The organism is Nitrospirillum karajorum (assembly GCF_036348415.1).
GTDB lineage: Bacteria > Pseudomonadota > Alphaproteobacteria > Azospirillales > Azospirillaceae > Nitrospirillum > Nitrospirillum amazonense_B.
The window spans coordinates 705,528-725,909 of sequence record NZ_JAZBQB010000002.1 but is presented as its reverse complement, the minus strand read 5'-3'; the positions used below and the strand labels follow the sequence as shown (position 1 = coordinate 725,909).

11 protein-coding genes are annotated in these 20,382 nt (G+C 66.8%); 2 read left to right on the top strand and 9 right to left on the bottom strand.

Translation table 11 applies throughout. The features are described 5' to 3' along the window. The first annotated feature begins 35 nt into the window (after positions 1–35). Positions 36–2,483 (top strand): TonB-dependent receptor plug domain-containing protein, encoded by a 2,448-nt coding sequence (locus UCD39_RS10810; RefSeq protein ID WP_330496035.1) that lies wholly within the window; start codon positions 36–38, stop codon positions 2,481–2,483. 143 nt (positions 2,484–2,626) lie between these two features. Here UCD39_RS10810 and UCD39_RS10805 read toward each other — a convergent pair whose 3' ends face one another. The 8 genes from UCD39_RS10805 to UCD39_RS10770 all read right to left on the bottom strand — a co-directional run bounded on the left by UCD39_RS10805 (position 2,627) and on the right by UCD39_RS10770 (position 9,758). Further along, positions 2,627–2,965: a 4Fe-4S binding protein gene (locus UCD39_RS10805; protein ID WP_330496034.1), complete on the bottom strand. Its 339-nt coding sequence runs from the start codon at positions 2,963–2,965 to the stop codon at positions 2,627–2,629. Positions 2,966–2,980: 15 nt separating this feature from the next. Continuing rightward, on the bottom strand, positions 2,981–4,591 hold the full coding sequence (locus tag UCD39_RS10800; protein ID WP_330496033.1) for an FAD-binding protein: 1,611 nt from the start codon (positions 4,589–4,591) through the stop codon (positions 2,981–2,983). An 11-nt stretch (positions 4,592–4,602) separates the two neighbouring features. Beyond that, a complete protein-coding gene (locus UCD39_RS10795; RefSeq protein ID WP_330496032.1) occupies positions 4,603–5,490 on the bottom strand; it encodes an NADPH-dependent oxidoreductase in 888 nt (295 codons plus the stop codon). 28 nt (positions 5,491–5,518) lie between these two features. Further along, the gene (locus tag UCD39_RS10790) at positions 5,519–6,457 is read right to left on the bottom strand and encodes an ABC transporter substrate-binding protein (RefSeq protein WP_330496031.1); all 939 of its coding nucleotides are present in this window, start codon (positions 6,455–6,457) and stop codon (positions 5,519–5,521) included. Next, complete coding sequence (locus UCD39_RS10785) at positions 6,444–7,334, bottom strand: TauD/TfdA dioxygenase family protein (protein ID WP_330496030.1); 891 nt, start codon at positions 7,332–7,334, stop codon at positions 6,444–6,446. Before UCD39_RS10785 ends, UCD39_RS10790 begins: the two co-directional genes overlap by 14 nt. Positions 7,335–7,698: 364 nt before the next feature. Next, positions 7,699–9,042, bottom strand: a complete 1,344-nt coding sequence (locus UCD39_RS10780) for a sensor histidine kinase (RefSeq protein WP_330496029.1) — start codon at positions 9,040–9,042, stop codon at positions 7,699–7,701. Between the two features lie 36 nt (positions 9,043–9,078). Further along, a complete protein-coding gene (locus UCD39_RS10775; protein ID WP_330496028.1) occupies positions 9,079–9,342 on the bottom strand; it encodes a helix-turn-helix domain-containing protein in 264 nt (87 codons plus the stop codon). Next, on the bottom strand, positions 9,336–9,758 hold the full coding sequence (locus UCD39_RS10770) for a response regulator transcription factor (RefSeq protein WP_330496027.1): 423 nt from the start codon (positions 9,756–9,758) through the stop codon (positions 9,336–9,338). Before UCD39_RS10770 ends, UCD39_RS10775 begins: the two co-directional genes overlap by 7 nt. 2,889 nt (positions 9,759–12,647) lie before the next feature. Between UCD39_RS10770 and UCD39_RS10765 the strand changes: the two genes are divergently transcribed. Beyond that, positions 12,648–18,161 carry a hypothetical protein gene (locus UCD39_RS10765; RefSeq protein ID WP_330496026.1) on the top strand — a complete coding sequence of 1,838 codons (5,514 nt, stop codon included), beginning with the start codon at positions 12,648–12,650 and terminating at the stop codon, positions 18,159–18,161. A gap of 409 nt (positions 18,162–18,570) precedes the next feature. Here UCD39_RS10765 and UCD39_RS10760 read toward each other — a convergent pair whose 3' ends face one another. Next, positions 18,571–20,361, bottom strand: a complete 1,791-nt coding sequence (locus UCD39_RS10760) for a hypothetical protein (RefSeq protein ID WP_330496025.1) — start codon at positions 20,359–20,361, stop codon at positions 18,571–18,573. Between the last annotated feature and the right edge of the window lie 21 nt (positions 20,362–20,382).

Below are 20,382 nucleotides of genomic sequence, written 5' to 3'. Positions count from 1 at the left end.
AAAATCCAATCAAGAAAATCCGAAGGGGTCCCCTCATGCCGTCATCCGTCTCGCGTCCATTACGCCCTCTGGTCCGTCTTCCGGCCCGTCTTCTGGCCGGCAGCGGCCTATTCGCGCTGGCGGCGGGCTTCCCCGTCGCTGGCTGGTCCGCCGCCAGCGACGCCAACCCGGCGCCCGCCGCCGCCGCTGATGACCTTAACGAAATCATCGTCACCGGCACCCGTGAGGCTGGAAAAAGGGTGCAGGACAGCCTGACCTCCATCGAGGTCCTGGGCGGCGAAACGCTGCAGGCCACCGGCCAGACCAACCTGCTGGACGCCTTGCGCGGCACCTTGCCGTCCTTCACCGCCGACCAGTTCGGCGGCGACGTCGGCAACCTGGTGCGCTCCGCGCGCCTGCGGGGCTTGAGCCCCGGGCAGACCCTGGTGCTGGTGAATGGCAAGCGGCGGCACAACTCCGCCAACATCTACGCCGACGGCGGGCCCAACGGCGGCTCCAACCCTGCCGACCTGGACTTCATCCCCCTGGATTCCATCGACCATATCGAGGTGCTGCGCGATGGCGCCGCCGCCCAGTACGGGTCCGACGCCATCGCCGGCGTCATCAACATCATCCTTAAGAAGGCGGACAGCGGCACCCATGTCTCCACCCTCGGCGGTATCACCGGGCGGGGCGATGGCGCCACGGCCCAGGGCTCCGTCTTCCACGGCTTCGACCTGGGTGACGGCGGCTTCATCAACGTGACGGCCGATTACCGCCACCACGACTTCACCAACCGCACGGGCGACGATCCCCGCGCCCCGTCGGGCACCGTGGTCAAGGGGCGCATCTATGGCGACCCGCTCAGCGACGTGGTCAACATCGGCTATAACGCCGAGGCGCCGCTGACCCCCAGCGTCACCTTTTACAGCTTCGGCACGGCCAGCCACCGGTCAGCCGAATCCTACGAGAACTGGCGGCCGGGTTCCCGCATCCCCGCCCTGTGGCCCAATGGCTTCTTCCCGGAGGAGACGGCCGACGAATACGACGTCGGTTTCACCTTGGGTGCCCGGGGCGACAACCTGGCCGGCTGGCGGTGGGACCTCAGCAGCACCTATGGCCATGACTGGCTGGCCATCGGCGTCATCAATTCCGGCAACCCCAACCTGGCCAATGCCGGCAGCGGATTCTACAACGCCGCCTATGCCAAGCAGACCAGCTTCAACGCCGGTAAGCTGGTGTCCACCCAGCAGACCACCAACCTGGACCTGGTGCGGGAGTTCGACGTCGGCCTGTTCGCCAAGCCGGTGAACGTCGCCTGGGGCCTGGAACACCGGCATGAGGTGTATGAGGTCGACGCCGGCGAATACGCCTCCTACGCCGCGGGCGGTTCCGCCTCCTACGCCGGCTTCACCCCCACGGACGCCCACACGGCGGATCGCAACAGCGCCGCGGGCTACATCGACCTGTCGACCCAGCTGGTGCGCAACTGGCAGTTCGAACTGGCCGGCCGCATCGAGCACTATGACGACTTCGGCGACAGCGAAAGCGGCCGGGTGATCAGCCGGTATGACATCACGCCCTGGCTGGCGGTGCGTGGCGCCGTCGGCAACGGCTTCCGGGCCCCGACCCTGGCGCAGCAATACTTCTCGGCCCTGAACGTCAGCCCCACCTCGGCCTCGCTGCAGTTGCCGGTGAACTCCCCAGGCGCCAAGCTGCTGGGGGTCCAGGCGCTGAAGCCGGAAACGTCCACCGAATACAGCGCCGGCTTGGTGCTGGAGCCGGTGCCGGGCCTGCACGCCACCCTGGATTTCTATCAGATCGAGATCCAGAACCGGATCATCAACTCCGGCGCCCTGTCGGGCTCCCTGGCCCAGGCGGCCATCCTGGCCAACGGCGCCAGCCTGCCGGCCGGCATATCGGCGGGCAACACCTCCGTCACCTTCTATCTCAACGGCGTCGACACCCGCACCCAGGGCGCCGACCTGAACCTGGATTACACCACCGACCTGGCGAGCCTGGGCGCCATCAAGTGGACGCTGGCCGGCAACTACAATGTCACCAGCATCCTGAAGCAGCAGCCGGCGCCCAAGGCCCTGGCCGGCGTGACCATCCTGGACGCCACCGCCATCACCTCGCTGACCTCCTACGATCCGCGCAGCAAGATTTCGCTGGCCGCCAACTGGACGCTGGGGTCTTGGGACGTGACACTGCGGGAAACGCGCTGGGGCCACAGCTATTACGTGGCGCATGATTACAGCAGCGTGGGCGACTATGTGGCGCGCGCCGTCAGCCCGGCCTTCCTGACGGACCTCAACATCGGGTATCGCGTCACGCAGGGTTTCCGGGTCGATCTGGGCGCGCAAAACCTGTTCGACCGCTATCCCGCCAAGACCAATCCGGCCACGCGCTGGTTCGGCATCAATGTCGACACCTACCCGCAGAACACGCCCTATGGCTTCAATGGCGGCTATTACTACGTGAAACTGTCGGCGGATTTCTGATCGCTGGGTTCGGCTGGCCCGCCTGTCGTATCGGCGGGCCATCCTCCCGCCCGGTTCATCCCGGGTTCCTAGGGCGGCGGTTTCCTTCGGGGCCCGCCGCCCTTTTTTCGTCAATCACCGACGCGCTGACGGGAAGGCTGTTGTCAGCGTGATCGCGCCCGGGCGAACAATTCGCCCATGCGCCAATGCAGGTTGGGGGATTGGCCCGCCCATTCGTGCCAACCGGAATCGCGGCGGAACTGGCCCAGCAGGCCGCTGGCGGCGATAGCCCCGGCATCAACCGCCACCGCTTCATCGCAATTGGGCGCGACATAAAGGGCGTCGGCCTCGCAATACAGTTCGCACAGGAAGCAGGTCTGGCAGTCCTCCTGCCGCGCGATGACGGGCGGGGCATTCTTCCCCGGTTCCAGCACATTGGTGGGGCAGATCCGGACGCAGGCGTTACAGCCGGTACAGCGATCGGCGAAGATGAGTTCGATCATGACAGCCTCACCGGGTCAGGCGACTTGAGTGGAAACGGCGGCGCTCTCCGGCGCCACCCATACGGCGTCCAGGCCGCCGCTCACCAGCCGGTGGGTCTGCGCCGGATCCAGTGCCGTCGCGTCCTCCCGCCGGTGCAGGCCCCGGCTTTCCGTGCGGGCCAGGGCGCTGGCGGTGACCCAGCGGGCGCAGGCCACCAGGGCCGCCGCCTCCCGTGCCCGCACACGGGCCGTGGCGTCCCGGCTGGGTGCCAGATGGTCGCGCGCGGCACGCCACAGATCCGCCAGCGTGTCCGACGATCGCCGCAGCACGGGTGCGCGGCGGAATAGGATCTTGTCGTAGGGCAGCATCTCCGACCGGACGCCGTCATACAGCTCCTGCGTCAGCTGGGCGGCTTGGGGCGCGTCGGTGCCCTTGCCCTGGGCGGGCCGCAGGCCCGCGCCCCCGGCGGCGTCCACCGCGTCCCCTGTCCGGCGCCCCCGGCCGTGCGCCAGCCGGGCGGCCGCCTGGCCGGCCCAGGTGCCGGAGGAGACGGCCCAGGCGGAGTTTTGCGCCCCGCCCCCGGAAATGGCGCCGGCGATCAGTTCCCGCGTGGCCGCGTCCCCGGCGGCATAGAGCCCCGGGACGTCGGTCTGGCAGTCCTCATCCGCCAGCCGCAGGCCGCCGGTGCCGCGCACCGTGCCCTCGCCCTGCAGGGTGATGGGGAAGCGCTGGGTGAACGGGTCGATGCCCTGGCGCTGGAAGGGCAGCAGGATGGCGGGTTGGATCTGGTGCAGGATGGCGCGCAGGTCCGCCGGCATGCGGGCCAGCGTCGCATAGACCGGGCCGGCCAGCAGGGCGCGGGCCAGCGGCAGCGTCACGTCCGGATCGGTGCCGGTGTCGATGGGCCGCCCCGCGGCGTCGAAATAATCGGCGAAGGCGTAAGAGGCGGACCGGGTCTGGGTGGAATGCCGCTCCGCCACCGTGTGGTAGGTTGAGAACTCCATGCCCGACAGCCGCGCGCCGGCCTCCGCCGCCATCAGGTGGCCGTCGCCCGTGTTGTTGCGGCTGCCCAGCAGCTTGGCCAGGAAGGCGCAGCCGCCGGTGGCCACCACCACCCCGGCCGCGCGCACGGTCCAGTCCCGGCCCGCCGGCGGCCCTTCCTGCCGTTGTAGGCCCCGCGCGCCGGCCACGGCGCCGTCGGCATGCAGCAGCAGTTCCAGGGCGGGGCTGTGGTCCAGGATGCGCACGCCGCGCACCTCGGCATAGCGGCGCAGGGCGCGGAGATACTCCGGCCCCCGCAGCGATTGGTAATGGGGCACGCCGCCGGCGGTGATGGAATGGTCGTAGTAATCCGCCAGGGTGGGCAGGGTGCGCCAGGTGGTGTCGATGATGCGCGCCATCCAGCGCGGATCGGCCAGGCCCAGGGCGCGGGCATTGCGCTCCCGCACCGCCTGGGCCCGGCGCTCCGGATCGGGCGGCACCCACCAATGATTGGGGCCGGCGGTGGCGGTGACGCCGCTGGTGCCGCAATAGCCCTTGTCGGCCAGGACGACCTCCGCCCCGGCCTCCGCCGCCGCGATGGCGGCCCAGCATCCGGCCAGACCGCCACCGATGATCAAGACGTCGGTTTCCAGTGTCAGGGACATCGTGCCGCCGCTCATAACAGGGGAAAGCCGAGGTCGATCAGGATCTGGCGCAGGCGGTGGCGGCCGGACAGGACGGCGGGGCCGCGCACCCGTGCCGACACCGTTTGGCTCCACGCCGGGGCGTCGATGCCCTGCTGGGCGTAGAAGTCGCGAACCTGGGCGTCATAAGCGGCGGTAGCGGTTTCCACACCGGTCGCCTGATAGCGTTCATGGTGCAGCACGACGCTTTGCGGCAGCCGGGGCTTCACCGCCGCCGGGCGTGCCGGATCGGCATAGCCGACGCACAGCCCGAACAGCGGCAGCACTTTGGGCGGCAGACGCAACTCCGCCGCCACCGCCTCCGTCTCATTGCGGATGGCGCCGATGTAGACGGTTCCCAGGCCTAGCGATTCCGCCGCGACCACGGCGTTCTGCGCCGCCATCGTCGCGTCGGTGATGGCCACGATCAGGGTTTCCAGATAGTCCAGCCCGGTCGCGTCGCCCACGGTGGCCTTGGCCAATCCGTCCAGGCGCGACAGGTCGGCCAGCCAAACCAGGAACAACGGAGCCTGCTCGATATGGGCCTGGTTCTGGGCCCAGGTGGCGAAGCGCGCCTTGCGGGCGGGATCGGTGACGGCCACCACGCTCCAGGCCTGCAGGTTGGAGGAGGTGGGCGCCGACTGCGCCGCCGCCACCAGCGTCTCCAGCGTGCCCTCCGGCAGGGGGGCGTCGCGGTACGCCCGCACCGACTTGTGCGACAGCAGGCCGGTCAACACCTCGTTCCACTGGTCGGGGCCCAGCGCTTCAGCGTCCAGCGGGCTGTCCGCGCCATAGCGGCGGGCCAGCAGGTCGGCCGCCGGATGCGGGCGACTGGTCACGCTTCGGTGGGCGAAGGCCGGGATGATGGCGGCGAGCGTCATGGACGGATCTCCTGGAACATGGAAGGGGTCAGGGATTCAGGGTGAAGCTGCGGTCATAGGTCGGGGCCACGTCCACCCGGGTGGGGATGACGCCGGCGTCGAAATAGAGGTCCGCGACGGCCTGATGCACGGCGATGGCGTCGTCGGTAACGGCCGGCAGCACCGTCACCTGTTGGCGGGAAAAGGTCAGCACAGCGACATCGAGGGGGGTGCCGGTGTCGCGGGCGTAGGCCTCCGCCTGCTCTTGCCGATGGGCCTCCGCCCACGCATAGGCGCGGCGGACGCGGGCGATGAAATCGATCAGTTGGGCGCGTTTGGTGGCGATGGCGCTGTCGCTGGCGACGCCGCATTCCACCTCGCGCACGGTTCCCTGGCTGCCCACCAGGATACGCATGTGGTCCTGGATCTGGGCGGCGGCGACATACGGGTCCCAAATGGCCCACGCATCAATGGAACCGCTGCCCAAGGCGGCCTTGGCATCGGCCGCCGACAGGTAGACCAGGGTGACGTCGGCCAGCGGCACGCCCGCTTGCTTCAAGGCCGCGACCACCAGCAGGTGGCCCGGGGAACCGCGCACCAGGCCCACGCGACGTCCGCGCAGGTCGGCCACGGCGTGGATGGGCGCCTTCTCGGGCACGACGATGGCCGCACCCCCCTGGCCGAAATCCCACACGTTGATGGTCTTCAGCCGGGCGCCGGCGGCCAGGGCGAAGGTGGTGGTGGCGTCGCCGACATAGCCGAAGTCGATGGCGTCGGCGTTCAGCGCCTCCACCAGCGGGGCGCCCACCGGGAACAGCGCCCATTCGATACGATAGGGCACATGCTCCAGCTCGCCCGCCGCCTTCAGCAGGACCTGGACGGCGCCGCGCTGATCGCCCACGCGCAAGGCGGCCAACTCGGCGGTGCTGCCGTGCCCGGCCAGAACCGCCAACACCAGCCCGAGCGCGACGGCCTTAAAGCGCCGCATAATCGGCCTGGTCCGCGATCAACACCCGCTCGACCACCCGGGGGAAGTCGCCATAGTTGCGCACGGCATAATGCACCGCGGCGCGGTTGTCCCAGAAGGCGAGGGAATGGGGCCGCCAGGAGAAGCGCACCTGATATTCCGGGCGCTTGTACTGGTTCAGGATCAGGGCCAGCAATTCCCGGCTCTCCGACAGTTCGAGGCCCAGGATCTGCGGCTTTTGGGAAAAGTTGACCCACAGGATGGTGGCGCCGGTCTCGGGATGGCGGCGGGCCACGGGGTGGGCGATGATGGGATAGTCCTTGCCCACGCGGTTCAGCGCCTCGCGGAAATCGTGGGTGACATGCAGGCCTTCCAGGCGGCGCTTCACGTCGTCCGACAAGCCGTTATAGGCGGCTTCCGCATCGACCCAAATGGTGTCGCCGCCCACATCGGGAATGGTGACGCCGCGCAGGACCGCGCCCCAAGCCGGCACCAGACGCCAGCTGGTGTCGGTATGGTACTTGTCCTCGTGCGCGGTGTCTGGCTTGCCCGCCTGGGCCGCCGCCTCTTTCCGTGCCTTCTCGTACTTGGCGAAGTCCGCCGCCGTGATGCCGTGGATTTGGGGGTGATTGTCCACGCCGGCGGTGGTGGGGTGGGCGTAGATCGGGCCGAACTGCTGGGCGAAGGCCACATGCTGGTCGCGGCTGATGTCCTGGTCGCGGAAGAACACGACTTTGTGGCGCAGCACAGCGGCCCTGATGGCATCCCGGGTGGCGTCATCCAGGGGCTGGCGCAAATCCACGCCGCTGATCTCCGCCCCGATGGTGGGTTGTAAGCGCCTGATGGTCAGGGGGCTAAGGTCATTGTTGTCAGCTTGCCTCAACGAAACCGCGCTCATGTCATGCCTCCGGCCTGCGGTGGCGAGGCGGTCGCCACACGGGTGTGTCCAAAATTGAAAATCACGCTTCTGGATCGGGAGTGTACGACCCGGGCGGCGGCAAGAAATTTTAGAAATGGTGTATGTAGACTTTTATTTTCCAAATATCAGTATTTCCACCGCGTCTGCTTGAGGTTCGGACGCCTCAAAGCGTTGCTCCCCGGCCTTATTCAGAACTATTTTGGCGGGGCTGAACCGCGGCTCATTTGTATCAGTGCCTAATTCTAGAGCAGATCGCGCAGAGGTGGAATCGCCTTTGGGCGTGAAGCTGCCGGTGGGGCAAACTCAGCGAGAGCTGGCTGCGTCTGGTTTTACGCAGCCAACTCTAGCGTCGGGCACTGGGCAGCATGATTGTTGCCACCGCGCCGCCGTTGGTCGCGTTGCCGAAGGTCACAAGACCGCTGTGCTTGTCGACGATGGTCTTCACGATGCTGAGGCCCAGACCGGTCCCTTGCACAGTTCTGGCGTTATCGGCGCGGAAGAAGCGCTGTCCGACCTGGGGGAGTTGATGGGACGGGAAACCGATCCCCCTGTCCTCGACGGTTATGGTGATGGAACTGCCCTGCTGAACGGTGATGTGGACCGGTTGACCAGCGGGGGAATATTTTAACGCGTTGTCGAGAAGATTGCCGATCGCGGTTGCCAGCATCTCGCGGTTGCCCCGGACTTGCGCTGGTGTTTCGGGGAGCACCGCGATGATCCGTCCATCTTCGTATTTTTGCGCCAGGAGGCGCATCAGATCGCGGACGACGCGGGCAAGGTCGACGAGATCCGCGTCGGACACCTCCAACTCGGCGCGCTCCGCCATCAGCAGGTTGTCCATCATGCCCCGCAGCCGGTCCACCGTGGCCCGGATGGTGTCCAGACGGCGCGTGACCAGCGGTTGCGTCGGGTCGAGCAATTCCAGGCTCATCTCCGCCGACCGATCGATAATGGCCAACGGTGTCCGCAATTCATGCCCCAGCATACCTAGGAACTGGCGCAGTTGGGCATGCATGCGGCGTTCCGCCGCCAGGCTCAGCGTTCGTTGTCTGAGCGTGGCGCTGAGTTGCGCACCCACCATGAACATGATGGAAAAAAAGGTCAGCATCATCACCACGGCCCCTTCCAACTGGAACCAGGGTAGGAAGCGGGTTGAAAAGACGAAGGAGGGGTCTGGATTGATCACCGCCACCATCACGCGTGCGAGCAGGACGGCCATATGGCCGATCAGGGTCAGGATCAGACATGTCCGCGCGCCACTGATTTGGTCACGGTTGCGGATGACCTCGACCAGGAGGCGACTGTAAAAGCCAACGTATATGACCGTCGCGACCACCACTCGAATGAGTGTGCTGTCCCCGTCGCCCCACTGCACCAGTTCCCAGAACAGTGCCGTGAAAACCGTCATGCCGAGGACCCAGCCGCGCCTGGATCGCCCCCCAAGCAGTTCCACCATGCCATCCGTCACCAGCGCGATGGCCAAGGTCATCGCGGTGTTGCCGGCGGTGATGAGGTGGGGGTCCCGGAACACCATCAAGGCGAAGGCGGCGGTGAGCGCCAGGCATCCCGCCGATACCGACGCCAGCCCATGGAGTTCCTTGTATGACCGCCACATCAGGAAGGCGGCGATGCAATTGCTTGCCGTCAGCACCCCGACAAAAACCATCGACGTCGCGATGTCCAGCATGGCGTTCCTTCCGTCAGCCGGCGGCGATCACGGTTGTCATCGCAGGCTGAGCGGCGCCGCGAACCCATAGCCCTTGCCATAGATGGCGCGAATGGGCGGCTCCTCTCCCGCCCGCTCGTCGACCTTCTGTCGCAGGCGACGGACCAGGGTGGTCAGGCTGCTGGAATTGAAGTCGCCACCGTCCCCCAGCCCCTTGGCCAACCGGTCATGGTCGCAAACGTCAACCCCCGCCAGCAGGGCCATGAAGGTGAGTTCCTTCGGTGTCAGCGCCACCTTCTGGCCGCAGGGGGTGATCAGCACCCGGCCGCGCTGATCCAGCGTCCACCCCGGTGTCGGCGGGGGGACGCGACGGGGAGCCTTTTGAGCACGTTCCGGATCGTGTACTCGATTTCCCGGAGGCTTGCATGCTTCACCAAATAGGCGTCGCTGCCCGCCTCCAGCGCGTGCAGCTTGTCCTCCACGTCTTGGTGGGAGGTCAGCACCACCACACCGCAGCGCAGGCCCCGCTGCGCGCGAATTTCGGTCAGCAGGCGCACGCCATGCCCATCGGGTAGGCCCAGATCGAGGACCACCAGGTCAAAGGCGGCTCTCGCCAAGTGCTGCCTGGCTTCGGCCAGGGTACCGGTGCCGGTGGCGGCATACCCTTTCGCCTCAAGGAAAGCGACCAAGTCGTCGCGCAGCGACGCTTCATCCTCAATGATCAACAGACGCGTCATGTCTCGTTTTTTCTTCCAGGCGATGACGAGCCGGGACTGGACGACCCCACAGACAGTGGCGACGGCAGGCGCCCCCCGGTCCTCACCGCGAGGGCGGGGGAACTACCGTTCCGTGGTCCATGACATCATCGCCTCCGACCCGAATCACTCCTACCACACCGGCCACCCGTGATCCAGTTCACGTGCCAATAGGAAAAGCCGTGGCCCATTTTAAGAGTTTTTTCCCCGAAGAGCGACCAGTATCTGCAGGAAAAGATCGCCAACATCACGAAAATAATCAATTAATCGCGTCATAATTTGTCACAATAGTCATTATTGACAGATTATACTGCGGTATATGGCGCCTCTATAGCTGGTGGATATTGACACTTAATTAAACCATGCCGCAAAACCGCTCCGCTATTATTGGTGTCCAAGGCGCGCCCGGGGCGGCGTCTTGGCCATTAGACGCAGGTCGGTTTGGACGAAGGGGGCGGACGGCATGCCCACCCACCCCGCATCCGAGCCGGCGCCGGTTCATATCTGGGGTGGGGAGTTCGGTGGCATGGCGTTGGAAAGGATGGGGCGCGACCAAGGGGTTGTGAAGACGCGGCGTGTTCTGCTGCTGGGCGCTTCCGCCCTGGCCATTGGCATGGGGCTGGCGGCACCGCGCCCGGCGGTGGCAGCCTCTTGCGGCTATATAAACACCCCCAACTCCACGTGGAGCCAGCATGCTGGTGCCCAATGTTCGGGCCTTAACTGGAGCACTTACGGCGGTACCGTCACCAATGCCGGCACAATTAATGGTGACCCTTTTTCGCATGGGGGGCTGAGCAACTACGGCGCCATCAATACTCTGTTCAACAGCGGCACCATTGACGGCCCTTGGTTCGGCGTCTCGAACGGAAACGGATCTAGCATCGGATCGCTCAACAATAGCGCTAGCGGCAGGATCAGTGGTGGCTTCGTTGGCATCAGTAACTATGGCACCATTGGCAGCATCGCCAACAGCGGCACCATCGCCAGTGACCAGAACGCCATCGGTAACTATGTCGTAGACGCCATCGGCACGATCGGCACGCTGGCCAACAGCGGCACGATTTCCGGCGGCAATGATGGCATCTTCAATGATGGCGCCGTCATCGGCAGCATCGCCAACAGCGGCACCATCGCCGGTGACCAGAACGCCATCTATAACAATGTCTCCAACGTCATCGGCACGATCGGCACGCTGGCCAACAGCGGCACGATTTCCGGCGGCAATGATGGCATCCTCAATAGTGGCGCCGTCATCGGCAGCATAACCAACAGCGGCGCGATCAGCGGCAGTATCGCCGCCATTTACAACTCTATATCCTCGGGCGGCACCTCCAGCAGCTTCCCCCGCAGAAGCACAATCGGCACGCTGGCCAATAGCGGCACGATTTCCGGCGGCAAGTATGGCGTCTACAATTATTTCGCCGACATTCGCACCATAACCAACAGCGGTCGGATCAGCGGCAGTATCACTGCGATCGTCAACGAGGGGCTGATAGGCACCTTGACGAACGACGGCACCATCGCCACTGGCAGCAGCGGTTATTACGCCATCAATAACGGCACTATTGGCGCCATCGCCGCCCTGGGCAACAGCGGCAACATTTCCGGCTGGTTTATTGGCGTCGTCAACGGCGGCAGGATAGGCAGCATCGGCAACAGCGGCGTGATCGTCGCTGTGAACGGTAATGGTTTTGTCAACCAAGCCGGCGGCAGTGTCGGCGTGTTGAACAACTCCGGCAGCCTTGGCGGTTGGCTGAACGCCCTCGTAAACAGCGGCACCCTGGGCACCCTGGCCAATAGTGGTACCATCAGCGGGAATGCCACTGGCGTCTATAACACCGGCACCATCGGCACGCTGGTCAACAGCGGGTCCATCGGTGGGGGGCAATACGCCCTCGGCAATTCAGGCGCCATCGGCACGCTGGTGAACAGCGGGGTGATCGCTGGTAACGTGACGATCGCCAGCGTCAACGCGCTGACCATCGTCGGCGGCGCCGGCGCCACGGTGGGCACGCTGACGGGGTTGAACGGCGGCATCGGCACGATCAACAGCTCCAACGCCAACATCGTCTTCGCCGGCGGCAACCTGCTGCTGAACGACCAGATCACGGTCGGCGGCAACACGGTGGTCAACAGCGGCGCCGCCCTGACGCTGGGCAGCCCCCTGACCATCACCGGCAACTACAGCCAATCGTCGGGCACGCTGGTGATCAACCCCGGCACCGGGCAACTGGTGGTTAGCGGGGTCGCCAGCATCGGCGGCGGCAAGATCAGCGCCAGCCTGTCCAGCACGGGCAACTATCTGGCGGGCGGCAATTACACCCTGGTGCAGGGCGGCGCCGGCTCCAACTACACCGGCGCGGCGCTCACCGTCACGGGCGGATTGGCGGGGCTCAGCGCCGGCACATCCATCGCCACCATCGGTGGCAATGTCGACCTGCTGCTGGCCGTCAACAACGACTACATCGGCGGCAGCGTTGCCAGCGTGGTCAACTCCCAAACCATCGCCGGGGTCAACACCGCCTTCTATGTCGCCGGCAGCGGCAGCGTGGGCACCCTGGTCAACAGCGGCGTGTTGAGCGGCCAGACTTTCGGTGTGAATAACAAGGGGGACATCGGCACCCTCGCCAATGGCCGCACCATAACCGGCGGTTCCTATGCGGTCAGGAACAGCGGCGGTATCGGGACGCTGACCAACACCGCTGTCTTGTCTGGTCTTTTTAACGGCGTCTTGAACGCCTCTGGTGGCTCCATCGGGACGTTCACCAACACCGGCACCGTTTTGGGCCAAACGGTGGGCCTTTATAACCGTGGTACCATCGGCGCCATCGCCAATGCGCTTTTGATATCGGCCAAAACCGCCCTCACCAATTGGGGGGCAGCATCGGCATCATCGACAACGGCGGCACGCTTAACGGCCGCGCCGGCACCGCGCTGTATAACTACGGCAGCATCGGCAGCTTTACGAATTCAGGTCTCATTTCCGGTGCCATCTACGATGTCCTTGGCATCGGGAGCATCGCGAACAGCGGGACGATCACCGGCGTCAGGGCGCTGTATGTCGCCGATACAGGCAGCGTCGGCACCATCGCCAACAGCGGTGTCATCGCCGGCAACGTGACCAACGACAGCGCCAACGCCCTGGTCTTCACCGGCGGCAGCGGCACGGTGGTGGGCACGCTGACCGGCCAGAGCGGCAGGGGCACGATCACCAGCACTGGCGCCAACGTCACGCTGGCCAGCGGCAATCTGTGGCTGAACGACCTGGTGAACGTCGGCAGCGGCACCCTGGTCAACAGCGGCGCCAGCGTGCGCCTGGGCACGCTGATCAGCGTCACCGGCGCCTATCAGCAGTCGGCGGGCACGCTGTCGCTGGCCTATGGCGCCGGGCAGTTGGCGGTCAGTGGCCCCGCCGTCCTGAGCGGCGGCACCATCGCCGCCACCGGCGTGCCGGGCACCCTCAACATGCTGGCGGGCGTGGGCGACACCGTGGCCCTGGTGGCGGGCGGCGCCGGCTCCAGCTACACCGGCCTGAGCTATACCAGCGACGTGACGGGTATGGAGGTCACGGGCAGCGTCGGGGGCAACAGCCTGTACCTGGCCGGGGTCAACGACTACATCGGCGGCAAGCTGGGGACGCTCGGCAACAGCGGCACCATCAACGCCGGCAACGCGGTCTACGTGGCGGCGACGGGCAGCCTGGGCAGCTTCACCAACAGCGGCGCGCTGCTGGGCGCCACCAGTGGCGTGAACAACGCCGGCGCTGTTGGCCTGTTCGTCAACAGCGGCCAGGTCTCCAGTGGCGGCATCGGTGTCCGCAACACCGGCACCATCACCCAGCTGGCCAACTCCGGCCTGCTGGCGGGGGCCACGGCCCTGTACAACGCCGCCGGCGCCACCCTGGGCAGCCTTGCCAACACCGGCACCATCAGCGGCAACATCGTCAACCTGTCGGCCACCGACCTGGTCATCGGCGGCGCGGGCGGTACCCTGACCGGCGGCACCATCACCAACACCGCCAGCAACGTCGTGTTCTCCGGCGGCGGTGCCCAGGTGCTGGCCGACGCCTTCAACGTGGGCAGCCACACGGTGGTCAACAACGGCGCCACGCTCAGCCTGGCCAACGCCCTGACCATCACCGGCAACTACAGCCAGGCCAGCGGCACGCTGGCCCTGGGCACCCTGTCGGCCTCGGTCAGCGGTGTGGCCAGCATCAGCGGCGGCCTGGTCAGCACCACACTGGACACCCAGACCAACTACGTCGTGGGCGCGTCCACTGGCGTCATCCTGGTCCAGGGCGGGGCGGGTTCCAGCTACACCGGCGTCACCGTGGCCTCCGGCATCACCGGCCTGACCATCGGCACCGGCGTCACCACCATCGGGTCCAACGTCGACCTGGTGCTGGCGGCGGTGAACGACTACATCGGCGGCACCCTGGGCACGCTGAACAACACCGGCACCATCAGCGGCGTCGTGACGGCGGCCTACATCGCCACCGGCGGCAGCCTGGGCACCCTGGCCAACAGCGGCCTGCTGGACGGCGCCCAGTACGGCATCCAGAACCTGGGCACGGTGGGCCTGGTCGGCAACAGCGGCACCGCCACCGGCCTCATCGGCCTGTACAACCAGGGCGTCATCGGCACGGTCGTCAACAGCGGCCTGCTGAAGGACGCGCCCTCGGCCCAGGCTGCCGGCCTGAACAACGCCGGTAGCATCGGCATGGTGGCCAACAGTGGCACCATCAGCGGTGCGGCCTATGGCCTGTTCAACAGCGGCACCATCGGGGCGATCAGCAACAGCGGCACCATTGCCGGTGTTGCCGCCCTGTACAACCAGGGCAGCATCGGCACCATCGCCAACAGCGGCGTCATCGCCGGCAACGTGGTCAACAGCGGCGCCAACGCCCTGGTCTTCACCGGCGGCACGGGCACGGTGGTGGGCACCCTGACCGGCCAGAGCGGCATCGGCACGATCACCAGCACGGGCGCCAACGTGGTGCTGGCCAGTGGCAACTTGGCTCTGAACGACCAGGTCAACGTCGGCACGGGCACGCTGGTGAACAGCGGCGCCAACGTGCTGGTGACCAACGCTATCAGCGTGACGGGCAACTACGCCCAAAGCGCCGGCACGCTGGCCATGGGCATCGGCAGCGGCACGGCGGGCGAACTGCTGGTCAGCGGCGATGCCGCCTTCACCGGCGGCACGGTGGCGGTCACGGCGCTGTCGGGCGGCAACCTGATCGCCGGCCAGAGCTACACCATCGCCGAGGTCGGCGGCGCCCTGACCACCAGCGGCCTGACCGCCGCCGCCAGCGGCTTCAGTGCCACCCTGGGCACGGGCGCCAACGGGGCCGCCACCGACCTGCTGCTGACCTTGCTCAGCGACTATGTCAGTGGCACGCTGGGAACGCTGACCAACACCGGCACCATCAACGCCGCCACGGCGGTGCTGATCACCAGCGCCGGCAGCCTGGGCACGCTGGCCAACAGCGGTGCGATCATCGGCAACGTGGTCAACGCCAGCGCCAACGACCTGGTCATCGTCGGGGGCTCTGGTGGTACCGTGGGTAGCTTCTCGGGCGGCACCATCCGCAACAGCCTGAGCAACCTGACCTTCGCGGCGGGTGCCGTCAGCCTGGCCGACGCCATCGACGTTACCGGCCACACGGTCAGCAACAGCGGCGCCAGCCTGACCCTGGCCAGCGATGTGGCGGTCACGGGCAACTACAGCCAGACGGCCGGCACCCTGGCCGTGGCCGGCCACGTGCTGAGCGTCAGCGACGCCGCCAACGTGACGGGCGGCGTGGTCAACGCCGGCCTGGCGGGGACCGCCAACTACCTGGTGGGCGACAGCGTGACGATGATCCAGGGTGGGGCGGGGTCGTCCTACACCGGCGCCACCGTCACCAGCGGCCTGACCGGCCTGGGCGCCACCGGGGCCACCAGCGGCGGCACCCTGCTGGCGGTCGCGGGCAACGACTACATCGGCGCCAGCCTGGCCACCCTGAACGTCACGGGCACCCTGGCCAACACGGCCGGCGGCGCCACGGCGCTGTACATCGCCTCGACCGGCACCCTGGGCAGCCTGGCCAACAGCGGGGCCATCGTCGGCAACGTGGTCAACACCAGCGCCCGCGACCTCACCATCAACGGCGGGGCCAACGGCACGGTGGGTCGCTTCAGCGGCGGCACCATCACCAACACCGCCAGCAACGTGGTGTTCGCCAGCGGCGCCATCAGCCTGGCCGACGCCCTCAACGTGGCGACGCACACGGTCAGCAACGCCGGCGCCAGCCTCACCCTGGCCAGCAATGTCGGCATCACGGGCAACTTCGCGCAGAGCGGCGGCACGCTGGCCACGGGCGGCCATGTGCTGGCCGTCAGCGGCGCGGCCAGCGTGACGGGCGGCGTGGTCAACGCCGGCCTGGCGGGCATCGCCAACTATCTGGTGGGCGACAGCGTCACCCTGATCCAGGGCGGCACCGGCTCCACCTACACCGGCGCCACCGTCACCAGCGGCGTCACCGGCCTGTCGGCCAATGCCGTAACCAGCGGCGGCACCCTGTTGGCGGCGGCGGGCAACGACTATATCGGCGCCAGCCTGGCCACGCTGAACGTCACGGGTACGCTTATTAACACGGCGGGGGCCAACACGGCGCTGTACATCGCCAGCACCGGCACGCTCGGCACCTTGGCCAACAGCGGCACCATCAGCGGCAATGTGGTCAACCTCAGCGCCAACGACCTGGTGGTCAGCGGTGGCGCCACGACCAGCGCGCCGGGCGTGTTCACCGGCGGCACCATCGACAACCGCCTGTCCAACCTGCGCTTCACCAGTGGTGCCGTGCGGCTGGCCGACGCGGTCAACGTGACCGGCCACAGCGTGGTCAACAGCGGGGCCACCCTGCTGGTGACCAGTGCCGTGAACATCACCGGCGGCTACAGCCAGACGGCGGGCGGCCTGGTGATCGGGGCCAGCAGCACCAGCAGCTACGGCAACCTGGTGATCAGCGGCGGCGCCAGCCTAACGGGCGGGTCGGTGACGCTGCAGGGGGCGGGCGGCAACGCCCTGCAGGCCGGCACCTACACCATCGCGGCGGCGGGCGGCGGGCTGAGCCTCAGCGGCGTCAGCTTCAGCGCCACGGGCTACACCGTGACCAGCGACGTGGTGACGGTGGGCGGCACCACCGACCTGGTGGTGAAGGTGGCGGGCACCGCCACCAACTACACGGCGGTGGGCAACGCCCAGGGTGGCGCGGCGGTGGGCACGGGCGCGGCCCTGGACCAGATCGCGGCGCTGGCCAGCAGTAGCATCACCACCAACGCCCAGGTGGCGGCGTTCACGCAGCAGGTGCTGGCGCCGCTGGCCACCCTGACGCCGGCGGCTCAGCGGGTGGCGGTGGCGCAGCTGTCGCCCAGCCAGCTGACGCCGCAGCTGACGGCGACCTCGGTCACGCCCACCACCACGGCCATCAGCCAGCACCAGGAGACGGTGGCCAGCCTGATGGACGGCGGGGAGAAGGGGCTGGCCGCGGGCTCGGCCGGGCGCCAAGGCGTGCTGTGGGGCGAGGTCGTGGGCGCCGGCGTGCTGCGCGGCACCACGACGGAGGCCGCGGGCTATCGCGCCAGCAGTACCGGCCTGGTGCTGGGCGCCGACTGGTTCGCCGATCCGGAAGTGATGGCCGGCATGGCCTTCAGCTGGATCAACAGCGCCTCGGTCGGCCAGGGCGTCATGGCTGGCAGCACCACCCGCGTGGGCAGCTACCAGCTCACCGCCTACAGCGTCTACCGCCCCGATTGGGCGGACCAGAAGCTGTCGGTCGAGGGCCAGTTGGGCTTCGGCTACAACCACTTCGACCAGCGCCGCGTCATCCAGTTCCTGGGCGCCCGCGCCAACGCCAACTACGGCGGCGAGCAGTACCTGGGCAAGGTCACCGTCGGCTATGAATTGCCCAAGCAGGGCGCCTTCACCCTGACGCCACAGTACAGCCTGCGGGCCGTGCGCCTGGTCAACCATGGCTATGAGGAGCGTGACGCCGGGGCGGCCAACCTGAAGGTGGACACGCTGGGCACCAGCGCCCTGACGCAGGAAGTGGGGGTGAAGGTGGACACGGCGTGGGAGACGGGCATCGGCACGCTGCTGCCCGACCTGCGGGTGGCCTGGGTGCACGACTTCAAGGACGCCCCCATCCCGACCACGGGCGTGCTGGCCGGCGTCGCCTTCGCCAGCACCACCGGCCGGGTCAACACCGACGGCCTGGCCGTCAACCTGGGCGCGACCCTGGAGAAGTCGGACGGCTTCAGCCTGCGCCTGGAATACAACGGCGAATACCGCCGCGACTACCAGAGCCACGGTGGCGTCTTGCGCGCCAGCTGGAACTTCTGAGCCCGGTCATCGTGATCGGAACCAAGCCCCGCCGGAGCGATCCGGCGGGGCTTTTTCTAGAGCAGATCGCCCAAAGGCGGAATCGCCTTTGGGCGTGAAGCTGCTCGTGGGACAGACTCAGCGAGAGCTGGCTGCGTCTGGTTTTACGCAGCCAGCTCTAGGTGGGCCAGGCATGGTGCGGGGTGCGTAAGCACCGAGAGCCAGGTTGGTAGCCGGCTCGTGACTTGGAGGTGGTGTGGGAGGTGGTGCGGGAGGGGAAGGGGCGAGCCTCCCTCCTACCCGATCCGCTTGCAGGTGGCCGGGCAGGGGGCCAGTCTGGCTCCCTGCTGGTCTTCGGCTGAAGGCGGTGTTGTAGTTCGATGCCGGCGACCGACAGCGGGTCATCGCCATAAGAATGATCAGCGACCGCTCAGGGAAGCGGCTCCCAAGGCTTATTCGACAAGAAGCAGTCCAGCAACTGGATCTGGCTGGGCGACAGGCTGCGCGTGATGGGCATGCACAGGGTCGTGTTGCGATAGGCCGGTGACAGGCGGGCCAGGAACTGCTCCGCCGTGGCGACCACCGTCCCCATGTCGTTGAGCGGCAAGCGCAGCGACATGGCCGGGAAGACGATGTAGTGGAAGCGCAGGGCGATGTCGTAGGCCTGCTGCCATGTGATCGTGGCCCCCTTGGAAATACCAAAATCCGACTTGGGATATTTGCGGAAATTGACGAAATAGGAACTGGTGCCGTTCTTGATGGTCAGGCATTCAAAGCCGAAATTCGCGCTGCCATAGTCGCCGACGGTGAAGCTGAGAAGGCTTTGCCCCTTCTGCACCACCACATTGGGCGGGAATGTCAGATAATACGGATCGGCGATGGTTCCGGGGGTTGAACTGATGATGGCGAACGTCATATCGACCGGCAGCGGCCCACCCAGATAGGCCACCGTGAAAGAGCACACAACCTCACGGTTGACCGTATCATCCAGATAGATATTGCGGGGGTCGCCGTAAATGCGCAACGGCTGTTCGGTGATCTTGACGCTGTTGCCGCCGTTGCTGCCCGAGAGGACCAAAGGCATCGACTGCGCCAGTTGAACCTGCTGCGGGCTCAGCGGCACATCGACGATGCCGCCGAACTTGTAATAGTCGGCTGGCCGCGCATCGAACGTGACACCGAGGGGAGTGTCATGGCTTCCCGCCCCCACGGCGATGGGGCCATAGTCGACATTGGGCGTGAGGGGGCTGGTGATGTCCGTGCGGTCGGCCCGGAAGGACGGCTTGGGGAACAGGTTCAGCGTGTCGATGCTCAGGCGCGCCGCCGCCGCATCCACCAAGGCGTAGCCCTCGGCGAACGTACCGGGGACCAGTGCCGGCAGCGCGGGGTTGGACAGCAGGCGGCCCGGCGGGCAGGTGTCCGGCTCGCCCTCATAATGGGGGCCCAGCGTGCCTACGACGCGCCCGGAACTGGGATTGGATGGATTGGTATTGGCGTTATATGCCGCCACCAGTTCATCCGTGGTCAGCGGTGGCGCCATCTCGAACATGGAAAAGCGCAATACGATGCCCGTGGCCTTCGCATCGTTCATGAGGGCCGCGATGATGGGGCTGCTGGCATCGTACTGAGTCACCGCCGACTTCGGGAAAGTCACCTGGAAGGTCCCGTTGAAGCCGGAGGAGCGGGGGGCGTCCGTCTCGAAGGTCAGAACGCGCCTGCTCAGGCTCTGGCTGGAACAGACCGTGTCATGGCGGATCAGCAGCTTGGGTGACGTGCTGTCACCGATCTGCAAGCCGCCCACGTAAATCTGGGTGGCCTGCGAACTGGTGGGGTCGAGATCGACCATGACGGGTCCGAAGAACGGCCCTTGACCGGTCACGGGGTCAATGGAGCCCAGCAGGTATACCGGCAGCCCGACCAGATCGCCGCTGTCGACCACGCCCCCCGCGGGACCCTGGCTGCTGACGGTAGCGCTGACGAAATTGACCTGGTGATCACCGTAGTAATTCCAGCCGCCATTGGTGTAATAGGGCACGCCGTTATTGGTGGTGGGGGTGCGCATCAGGTCGATCGCCTGCTCGTCGGTGTACCCCGGCCGGACCATGGAATTGGCCAGGTCCAACAGTTTGACGTCGCCCACCTGGTCGCTGTTATTGGCGGTGCACACGTTGGCGCGGATGCCGCCCCAGAAGTTGATCCGGGGGCCGTTCAAAATACCCATGTTGGTGCTCCCTTTACCCGC

Excerpts from the sequence above, each read along its gene's own strand:
- UCD39_RS10790 (WP_330496031.1), bottom strand. The coding sequence starts at position 6,457 with ATGCGGCGCTTTAAGGCCGTCGCGCTCGGGCTGGTGTTGGCGGTTCTG.
- UCD39_RS10795 (WP_330496032.1), bottom strand. The coding sequence starts at position 5,490 with ATGACGCTCGCCGCCATCATCCCGGCCTTCGCCCACCGAAGCGTGACC.
- UCD39_RS10780 (WP_330496029.1), bottom strand. The coding sequence starts at position 9,042 with ATGCTGGACATCGCGACGTCGATGGTTTTTGTCGGGGTGCTGACGGCA.
- UCD39_RS10760 (WP_330496025.1), bottom strand. The coding sequence starts at position 20,361 with ATGGGTATTTTGAACGGCCCCCGGATCAACTTCTGGGGCGGCATCCGC.
- UCD39_RS10785 (WP_330496030.1), bottom strand. The coding sequence starts at position 7,334 with ATGAGCGCGGTTTCGTTGAGGCAAGCTGACAACAATGACCTTAGCCCC.
- UCD39_RS10770 (WP_330496027.1), bottom strand. The coding sequence starts at position 9,758 with ATGACGCGTCTGTTGATCATTGAGGATGAAGCGTCGCTGCGCGACGAC.
- UCD39_RS10810 (WP_330496035.1), top strand. The coding sequence starts at position 36 with ATGCCGTCATCCGTCTCGCGTCCATTACGCCCTCTGGTCCGTCTTCCG.
- UCD39_RS10805 (WP_330496034.1), bottom strand. The coding sequence starts at position 2,965 with ATGATCGAACTCATCTTCGCCGATCGCTGTACCGGCTGTAACGCCTGC.
- UCD39_RS10800 (WP_330496033.1), bottom strand. The coding sequence starts at position 4,591 with ATGTCCCTGACACTGGAAACCGACGTCTTGATCATCGGTGGCGGTCTG.